The sequence below is a fragment of the Atribacterota bacterium genome (assembly GCA_028703475.1).
Classification (GTDB): domain Bacteria; phylum Atribacterota; class Phoenicimicrobiia; order Phoenicimicrobiales; family Stramentimicrobiaceae; genus JAQVMU01.
The window spans coordinates 1-5,794 of sequence record JAQVMU010000086.1; the positions used below are offsets into that span (position 1 = coordinate 1).

The following is a 5,794-nucleotide window of genomic DNA, read 5'->3' on the forward strand; positions in this document are numbered from 1 at the left end:
TATTAATATACATTTCAGCATCCCATCTACTGCCTGAGGCAACCGGACATGAAAAGAAGCATTCAGTGATTGCTTTTCTTGGCGGAATCTCACTGGCATTATTAATAGCCCTGACACATAGTCATTAGAAAGAATAATCTCACATTTTTTAATTAAATATACTGAGACTGTGAATCGTTAAAATGAGTAATTTTTTAACTATTTTAAAAATATTTATATTAATAATTCTATAAATAAGCTATAATATGAAATAGAATAATATTATTTAGTTAATTAAATGAATCAATAATTTTTTAATATATACATTATAGATGTAGGTAATATTACAGCAAATCTGCAACAATCAAACCATATTATTCGAACTACTTTTTTCATCAATTTATTACTGCTCAATGTGATAATCTATATTATTTGAAATTATATTAAAGGATTTAAAGTTTACATCCATTTTAAAGATTAAAAAACCAAAATATTCTATCAAAAAGTATTTATACCATTTAAAGAAAAGAGGTGAAATGCATTATGTAAGTCAATGAAAGATTTGCTGGAATTTCTTAAAAGAATTTCGCGTTTTTTAAGTTTCGATAAATGCTTTAGGAGGTCAAAATGAAACTTAATAGATATTTTCATTTAACTACAATTATTACATTAATTTTTTTACTGCTTCTCTGCTTTTCATCAATTAATTTTGCTCAGGAAAAAGTCAGGTTAGTTTACATGACAGCCGGTGATGTCAATATGCTTGCCCTGGGTCAGCATGTTATAGGTCCATTATTCACTGAACAAAATCCGAATGTAGAAGTAATGACTGTTCATGTAGGTCCCGGAAATGCCGGTTCCAGTCTTATCTTTGAGAAAGTGAACGCAGATAAAGAAAAAGAGGCCGGTGATATTGATGTAGCAATGGTACATGAAATTTTTCTCAGATGGTCAATTGAAGAAGATTTACTTATGGATTATGCCAAAGATATTGATACCTGGCAGTATGTTACTTCACCTTTTGCCAGAACCAGCCTGGGTGTAAATGTTGAAGGCTATTGTATGCCTATGTTCCATAGTCAGACAGTGCTTGCTTATAATCCGAAATATGTTACTGATCCCCCTAAAACCTATGAGGAAATTGTAAAATGGACAAAGGAAAACCCGGGTAAATTTGGCTATAATGGTATAAAGGGTGGTATGTCAGGAGTTGCTTTTACAGTAGGTTGGATTTACTGGAAGACCGGGAATTATGAAAAATATGCCATAACCGGTCCCTTTGAAGAGGCAGAGATTGCAACTTGGGATGAAGCTATTAAAGAGTTAAAAGAATTTGATAAAAATGTAACACTAACTGGTGGAAATGTTGCTACCCTGGATGCTCTTAACCGTGGTGAAATATGGATGGGGCCAGTATGGGTAGACATGTTCCTTACCTGGATGGCAGAAGGTAAGCTTGATCCTGAAACAAGACTGATACTTCCAGAGCCGGGAATGCCCGGTCAGCCCATGTACTTTGTAATTCCGAAAAATACCAGACATCCGGAAGAAGCTAAAAAATTTGTAGAACTGGTGACTTCACCGGAATTCCAAGCCGAACATATTGTAAAACGGTTTAACTGGTATCCGGGTATTGACGGAAATTATATAAAGGATTATGTGGACCAGGAAACATTTGATACAATTTATCAGGATGTAACCCCGGAAATGCTCTCTAAATACGGATTGGCTTTTCCGCTGGCCGATTACTTTGATGCCATGTTAGAGGCTGCTGAATAGCAGATGGGTTATTTTATCGATGAGTAAAAATAAGAATGACTTACAAATTAACAACAACCAAGCAGGGCAGGGGACCGGAAAGAAGTCCCCTGCTAATTTACTTGCTTTTATATTATTATTTCCGGCTGTCGCAATCATAATTCTTCTTTATGTGCAGCCTTTTTTTGCTTCTTTTTGGGGTAGTTTTGTCAGCAAGCAGGGAGAATTAGGATTTGAAAATTATGCGGTTGTGACAGATCGTTATATGCAGGACGTTTATTTTACCTTCGGAGTTACTGTTTTTAGTACTTTAATTGCTACAATTTTTAGCATTCTATTGGGAGTTTACCTTCGTTTATCTCAAGGCTGGCTACGGCAGGCGGTTTCTGTGCTATATCGTCTTCCCATATTTCTCCCGTTTGTAGTAGTAGCCCAGATGATGCGCAGCTTTTTAGCACCTCATGGTATTCTTAACCTGTTATTAGCACAAGCAAATCTTATTGATATTGAAAATCCACTGCAATTGTTTAATTGGATTGGTTTGAGTTTTGGTTTTGTCTGGAAAGAAGGACCATTTATGATTTTATTAATAGTAGGCGGGTTTCAGATGATTGACAATTCTTATATAGAAGCAGCAAAAAGCGTTGGCGCTAATCTTTACCAGATTATCACCAGGGTGCTTATTCCTATGAATAAACAAAATATATTAGTGGCAATAACCCTGGTATTCTGTTCTTATGTAGGCTGTTTTAGTTTTCCTTATATGCTGATTGGAGGCAAGACACCAGCCACAATCACTATTGATATTGCCCATAGGGTAAATTATTTCAGGGACTATGGAGTTGCCAACGCATTGGGTGTGTTTTCATATATTATGGTCAGTGTCTTAGCTATCTACTATGTCCTAAATATGAGAAAAGGATTGTATGAATAAAAAAGAAGTGAAGAAAAAAAATAAGCCAATAGTAAAAAAGACAATCGAAATGGTTCTCTTTATCTTTTTTCTGTTTATTCTCTTTGCACCAATCTTTAGCATTTTAATTTGGTCTGTAGCCATCAGGTGGTATTGGCCGAATACTATGCCACAGGAAATTGGATTTGATTACTGGCTACAAGCCCTGGGAGTTACAAAGAACCTTACTTTGGGTGCGGTAAATGTTTTACCGGCATTTTTTCTAAGTTTAGGTATTGCTATCATAGTTGTTATTATTTCCATGCTGGTTTCGGTTCCAGCTGGTTATGCTTTATCCAAATTAAAAATTCCACACATATTAAAAGGACTTATCCTGATTCTATTTCTTCTACCACGGGCATTTCCCCAGCAACCTGTATTTTTGAATCTAATGCTGTTATTTAACAAAGTTGGTTTAAACGGAACAGTTACCGGAGTTATTTTAGTTCATTTAGTAGTAGGGCTGGTTTATGCGGTATGGATTACCACCAGCACCTTTAACTCTATCCCTCCTGAGCTTGAAGAAGCAGCCCGCAGTATCGGTGCTTCCAGAGGGAGAGCATTTCTAAAAGTTACACTACCTCTGGCTGCCCCGGGATTGATAGCCAGTGCTGTTTTTGTATTTTTACAATCTATGTTTGAATTTACAGGTACTTTTTTTGTTGGATTGCCCTTTGTTACTACTTTACCGATGACCCTGTATTCAGCCAGTGGCTCTAATATCCAGTTTGCCTCGGTAATTGCAATTTTATTGTTAATACCTTCAATAATTTTTATGTTCATAATACAAAAATTACTGAAAGCCGAATATATTGGGGGTATTTCCGGATAAATTTTTATCTATCATTTTTATTATCTGTCGGAGGTTATGAATGGCCATTTTAAAGGTAGAAAATCTAAATAAACGTTTTGGTAATGTGCAGGCTGTAGACAATATCAGTTTTAAGGTCGAAGAAGGACAGGTATTGAGTTTGCTGGGTCCCAGCGGTTGCGGAAAAACAACTACTTTGAGATGTTTAGCCGGCTTTGAAATACCGGATAAAGGGAAAATATTTTTGGATAACAGAGATATAACCAATATGAGTCCGGAACAGCGGGGGATTGGTATGGTCTTTCAAAGTTATGCTCTTTGGCCTCATATGACCGTTTATGGAAACCTGTCTTTTGGATTACAGATTCGAAAACTTGATAAAAAAGAGATTGATGAAAGAATTAAAAGGGCTTTAGGTATAGTTAGATTATCCGGATATGAAAAACGTTATCCCCGCCAATTGAGCGGCGGTCAACAGCAACGAATTGCCATGGCCAGGGCATTAGTTATTGAGCCTGCCATCATGCTACTTGATGAACCTCTTAGTAATCTTGATGCCCAGTTGCGGGAAGAGATGCGCTTTGAATTCATTGAATTACAGAGGAAATTGGGAATTACAGCTATCTATGTTACTCATGACCAGGCAGAGGCGATGGTTATTTCCGATAGAATTATAATTCTAAACCAGGGAAGAATAATCCAAATTGGCACACCAAAAGAAATCTATGAATCACCCCACAATTGTTTTGTAGCAGGTTTTATAGCAGTAACCAGTTTCATTAAAGGAGAAATAAGCAAAATAGATAAAGATAACATAGTTGCAGTCAAAACAGAAGACGACCTGCTTATATATGCTAAACGGCCTGGTTTGAAAACAGGTAACAAAGTATCTATTGCTATTCGAATAAATACTGTACAGTTTGCCGAGAAAGACAAATATGCAGCAGATAAGAAAAATATATTTAGAGGAAAAATATTACAGGCTTCATATCTGGGGGATATTGTTGATTACAGAATACAGCTCGGCAGATGGATAATTCGAACTAATGAGAGTTCAAAAATAAATTACAAAATTGGTGACGAAGTTGAAATTTATCTGCCACCAGAAGAACTAATCGTTACCCCTGATGAGGTATAGTAGATGAAGTGGTATGGCAAATATTTCAAAGTGGGCATACTGTTTTCCAGGGCAGGCATTGCTACACAGATCCTCCTTTCAGCAGGTAACGACTTATTTTTAGTAGATACCGGAGACGGAACACTACGGGATCTTATTCAGCAAAATATCGATTTAAATAGGATAAAGGCAATATTTTTTACCCACGGACATGCTGATCATGTCAGCGGCTTATTTGCGGTGCTTTCACAATTCCGTAATATGGAGAGAATGCAAAAAGTTGAAATAGTGTATCCCGAAGGGACTACCTCTATTGCTCATATTATACAAGCATTTAAAAAAAGCATTTCTCAGACTTTATTTTCCATAGGATGTCAACAGATTAGTACGAGTCAGACTATACAGGTATCAGGAATAACCATGAAAGCTTATCAGATGACTCATTATGCAGCGGTTGGGCATCATAAATTACTGTACCCGGATATTGCAATGGGATATCGGTTTTCATTTGAGGGAGAATCAATTGCTATCACCGGGGATACCGGATTGTGTCAAAATCTTAAAGATTTAGTAAAAGGGGTAGATATTGCATTAATTGATTCCACATTACAAGATTCCGAAGTGACAGAAGAACGAGTCAATAAGCTGCATCTTTCTGAACAAAAGGCCCGGGAAATAGGTAAACTTTGCAGGCTGTATATTCCAATCCATTCAAGTTCTCCTGAAAGCAACTCTATAGATTAAGGTGATTTGTAATTATTGGCCGGCAATAAGTGTTAAGCAAGAATTAAATGATAACCAAAGTTAATTTTATTAAATTTTAATTATTTTTCACTATGTTTATCAGGTTTTAAAAGAGGTATAAGAAAGACAATACAAGCTGCCAGGAAAACAATACTACTTGCAAAAGAATAAATAACGCCCAACGCAGGATGTGATATTTTTCTCTACTATTTTGACTAATACCATTTTCTTTGTTTTTATCTATAATATTGTAAATATTTCTATTTTATTGTTATATTCTAAGGTCTAATATGATAAATCTTAATCTGTAATTTACATAATACTATAATGGAAAAAAGAAAAAATTTATAGAGAATTTGCTGTAAGTTGAAAGAAAATAATAATTCCTCGCGTATTAATAGACAGAAGATGAAATGCAATAAAAAAATGGAGG

At 35.6% G+C, this 5,794-nt stretch carries 5 protein-coding genes; all 5 read left to right on the forward strand.

Annotation, left to right across the window (positions count from 1 at the left end; translation table 11 throughout):
• Nucleotides 1–606 precede the first annotated feature (606 nt).
• The 5 genes from PHQ99_07610 to PHQ99_07630 are packed head-to-tail and all read left to right on the forward strand — an operon-like array spanning nt 607 to nt 5,361.
• Entirely contained in the window at nt 607–1,758 is a 1,152-nt protein-coding gene (locus PHQ99_07610) for an extracellular solute-binding protein (GenBank protein ID MDD4289435.1), read from the forward strand.
• A 19-nt stretch (nt 1,759–1,777) separates the two neighbouring features.
• Nucleotides 1,778–2,671, forward strand: coding sequence for an ABC transporter permease subunit (locus PHQ99_07615; protein MDD4289436.1), 894 nt, complete (start codon nt 1,778–1,780; stop codon nt 2,669–2,671).
• Nucleotides 2,664–3,521 (forward strand): ABC transporter permease subunit, encoded by an 858-nt coding sequence (locus tag PHQ99_07620; protein ID MDD4289437.1) that lies wholly within the window; start codon nt 2,664–2,666, stop codon nt 3,519–3,521. Before PHQ99_07615 ends, PHQ99_07620 begins: the two co-directional genes overlap by 8 nt.
• Before the next feature lie 40 nt (nt 3,522–3,561).
• Entirely contained in the window at nt 3,562–4,638 is a 1,077-nt protein-coding gene (locus tag PHQ99_07625; protein ID MDD4289438.1) for an ABC transporter ATP-binding protein, read from the forward strand.
• A 3-nt stretch (nt 4,639–4,641) separates the two neighbouring features.
• Complete coding sequence (locus tag PHQ99_07630; protein MDD4289439.1) at nt 4,642–5,361, forward strand: MBL fold metallo-hydrolase; 720 nt, start codon at nt 4,642–4,644, stop codon at nt 5,359–5,361.
• Nucleotides 5,362–5,794 lie beyond the last annotated feature (433 nt).

Excerpts from the sequence above, each read along its gene's own strand:
- PHQ99_07610 (MDD4289435.1), top strand. The coding sequence starts at position 607 with ATGAAACTTAATAGATATTTTCATTTAACTACAATTATTACATTAATT.
- PHQ99_07630 (MDD4289439.1), top strand. The coding sequence starts at position 4,642 with ATGAAGTGGTATGGCAAATATTTCAAAGTGGGCATACTGTTTTCCAGG.
- PHQ99_07615 (MDD4289436.1), top strand. The coding sequence starts at position 1,778 with ATGAGTAAAAATAAGAATGACTTACAAATTAACAACAACCAAGCAGGG.
- PHQ99_07625 (MDD4289438.1), top strand. The coding sequence starts at position 3,562 with ATGGCCATTTTAAAGGTAGAAAATCTAAATAAACGTTTTGGTAATGTG.
- PHQ99_07620 (MDD4289437.1), top strand. The coding sequence starts at position 2,664 with ATGAATAAAAAAGAAGTGAAGAAAAAAAATAAGCCAATAGTAAAAAAG.